Here is a 3306-nt window from a genome sequence, read left to right as displayed (position 1 = left end):
GTATCGATGGGAACGCCGGCCTGACGTGCCAACTGACCAATGTTCACGGCGGACTCCTTTGGACCTGCCGTGCATAGTCATCCCTGGACTCTGGTCAAGAGTCAAGGCTTTGCCAGCGTCGCCTATTCAGCACACTTTGCAACTTTCTTCATAGCCCCCAGGGCAAGGCAGTTCCTACCCTTCGCCTGAACCGGCCGCTCGACGGCCTGAACCGGAAGAGGAGGTGGGGAGTGGAGGGAATCAGGAACGAAGGATTCGTCGAGGTTGCGGTGGTGGAATACCCCGGAGGCGACCCGTCGGCCGCATCGGTGCTTGCGGAAATGGCGCACGTCGCCAATCGTCTGGTGCAGCAGCAGCGCCGACCCTGCAAACGGGTGCTGGTTACCCGCTGGATCGTGCCCGCCAGCAACACCGGGGTGCATCGCATTGCCGGTGCGGAGATGCTGGATGCGGCAATTCCTGCGGTGATCGCCTTGCCGGGTCAGGTCAGTTCCAGCGCGTCGGTGCGTGCCGAGGATGTTCTGCTGGATTGGTTGCGAGCCCATTACGACGGTGGCAGCCTGCTGGCCGCCGCGGGCGACGGGGTCAGTGTGCTGGCGCGGGCCGGTCTGCTGACGGGGCGCACGGTATCCGGCCCTGACCTCAACCGTCATCCGGCGCTGCAGGTGCAGGTCGGCAGCTGGGCGCCCAGTGAACGCGCGCTCGTCGATGATGGTGATCTGCTTACCGTGGGCGGCGCACAGGCGTGGCGCTTCCTTGGCTTGCGCCTGCTTTACCGGCTCCACGGCCAGGGCGTGGCCAGCGCGGTGGCACAGCAGTTGGGGATCGTGGTGCCAGTGGGCATCCAGCAGGATCTGGAGCGTTTCAGCGCCAATTTCGCTCATGGTGACCGCGACGTGCTGAAGGCACAGCGCTGGCTGCATACCACGGCTGCACGTGGCGCCACGCTGGGTGCGATCTGTGAAATCTCGGGACTGGAGCCGCGGACGCTGCAGCGTCGTTTCCTGAAGGCGACCGGGCTGCGACCCATCGAGTACTGCCAGCGACTGCGCGTGGCCAAAGCACAGACCTTGCTGCAACAGGGCGCCAGCATCGACGAGGTTGCCTGGGGTGTGGGTTACGCGGATCAAAGCGCATTCCGCCGGCTGTTCCTGCGCATCGTCGGCATGACACCCGCCAACTATCGTCGCCACGTCAGCAGCAAGCGCCGCGATCGACCGCTGACGCCTRCCGTGGCCGGCAGCCTGCGTGGGTTGAGCGCCTCACCGGGCACACAACTGGGACGCAACGCCGCTTGATGAACGATGTTGGATGCGTCGTGCTTGCATCGCGGGCACGACGCTTTGACCATGCAGGTCTCTGCAGGCGAGTGCGGGTGAATTGATGTCGAGTATTGGGCCGGTGCCGATGCCGGTGGTGTTGATCCTGATCTTCCTGCTGCTGGCAATGGCCATTGCGCGGATCTGGTCGCGTGGCAAGCCTGGTCCAGCCCGGCCGCCCGCGGCTGGAATGGTGCTGGACATGTTGCTGGTGGGGCTGCTCTGTGGCCGGCTGTCCTTTGTCGCAGCGCATTTCAGCCTCTACCGCGAAGTCCCCTGGAGCGTGCTGCAGATTACCGATGGCGGGTACCACCTGCCCGTCGTCGTTGGCGCTGGATTTGCCTGGGCGCTGTGGCGGTTGCGCAGGCAGCGCCCGTTGATGACGCCGGTGCTGGCAGCTGCACTGATTGGGCTGTTGTTGTGGGGCGGGGCAAGCCAGGGGCTGGCGTACTGGCAGGCAAAGCAGATGCCACTGCCCACACTGCAGGTGGTCGACCTGCAGGGCAGGGCGATTGACCTGCAGCAGTTTCATGGCAAGCCTCTGGTACTGAACCTTTGGGCCAGCTGGTGTGGCCCGTGCCGCCGGGAGATGCCGGTGCTGGCGACGGCCCAGCAGAAACATGCCGATATCCAGTTCGTCTTCCTCAACCAGGGCGAGACCCTGGCGGAGGTCCAGACCTTTCTTGCCGCTGAACACATCGCGCTGGGCAACGTCCTGCTGGATGAGGCGTCGGCTGCGTCGGCCACGCTGGACGTCCGGGCTTTTCCTTCCACGTTGTTCTTCGATGCGCAGGGGCAGTTGCAGGAGCTTCATCTCGGCGAACTGACCCAGGCCGGTCTTGAACACAAACTGCGCCGGCTGCGGTAGCCTGCGCTGGCATCCCACTACGGAGTTTCCATGTTGTCGATTTCCCCGCGCATCGCGCATACGCTGATGCTGCCGGCCATGCTGGCGCTGGCTGCCTGCAGCCAGGCACAGACCCCACCGGGCAAGGGTGCCGCTGCACCGGCAACGGCTTCGGCAACGGCAGCCGCCAGGAAGGGTGAGTTGCCGGCTGTCCTGAAGGGCATCGAGAAGCATGGCTTCGAGGTGGTCTCCGAGTTCGACGCGCCGGGCGGCCTGCGCGGCTTTGCCGGCATGGTTGGCGGCCAGCAGCCGGCGGCGGCTTACGTGACCGCCGATGGCAAGCATGTGCTGGTGGGCAGCCTGTTCGACGCCGAGGGCAACGAAGTTGCAGCCGAGACGCTGGAGAAGCTGGTTGCCGCGCCGATGTCGGCCAAGATGTGGAGCAAGCTGGAGACCAGTGCCTGGGTACGCGATGGCAAGGCCGAAGCGCCGCGCGTGGTGTACACCTTCAGTGATGCCAACTGTCCTTATTGCCACAAATTCTGGGAGGCGGCACGGCCCTGGGTCGACGCAGGAAAGGTGCAGTTGCGCCACATCATGGTCGGCGTGATCCGTGAGGACAGTCCGGCCAAGGCGGCGGCGATCATGGCCGCACGCGATCCCAGTGCCGCACTGCTGGAGAACGAGCATCAGTTCGATCGTGGTGGCATCAAGCCGCTGCCCAGCATCAGCCGGGAGATCGCGGCCAAGCTGGATGCCAACCAGGTGCTGATGGTGGAGATGGGCTTCCAGGGCACGCCGGGCATCCTGTTCCAGGATGCACAGGGCCAGGTGCAGCGACGTGCCGGCCTTCCGCAGGGCAATGATCTGCAGGCGGTACTCGGCCCGCGCTGAGGCCCCCGGGCTGCTGAACCGAGTGACAGGCCCACATGGCGACATGTGGGCCTGTTGCTTTCTGCGACAGTCCCGGCGAAGAGGGCTGCGCACGTCACGAACAGATGTCACGTCTGAATCGTGACTGACATCAAGCATTTCGCTTTGATCCCAATCAAGGCCAAAAACGACAGTCGAACTAGCCTTGGCGCATGGAATACAGCGTCACTGCGCTATGGATGCCGCACACGTCATGCCCTCGAGTGC

General features: G+C 64.6%; 3 protein-coding genes. All 3 read left to right on the top strand.

From position 1 onward, the window contains the following. Positions 1 to 230 precede the first annotated feature (230 nt). The 3 genes from AB4Y84_RS17025 to dsbG all read left to right on the top strand — a co-directional run bounded on the left by AB4Y84_RS17025 (position 231) and on the right by dsbG (position 3060). A complete protein-coding gene (locus AB4Y84_RS17025; RefSeq protein WP_442250504.1) occupies positions 231 to 1298 on the top strand; it encodes a GlxA family transcriptional regulator in 1068 nt (355 codons plus the stop codon). A gap of 85 nt (positions 1299 to 1383) precedes the next feature. Further along, a complete protein-coding gene (locus tag AB4Y84_RS17020) occupies positions 1384 to 2187 on the top strand; it encodes a redoxin family protein (RefSeq protein ID WP_442244548.1) in 804 nt (267 codons plus the stop codon). A 30-nt stretch (positions 2188 to 2217) separates the two neighbouring features. After that, entirely contained in the window at positions 2218 to 3060 is an 843-nt protein-coding gene (dsbG, locus tag AB4Y84_RS17015; protein ID WP_394197238.1) for a thiol:disulfide interchange protein DsbG, read from the top strand. Positions 3061 to 3306: the final 246 nt, after the last annotated feature.

Origin of the sequence: Stenotrophomonas sp. 2YAF22, from assembly GCF_052114665.1 — a bacterium.
Taxonomy (GTDB): domain Bacteria; phylum Pseudomonadota; class Gammaproteobacteria; order Xanthomonadales; family Xanthomonadaceae; genus Stenotrophomonas; species Stenotrophomonas indicatrix.
The sequence above is the reverse complement of the archived record's forward strand: the minus strand, read 5'-3'. Positions and strand labels throughout refer to the sequence as shown.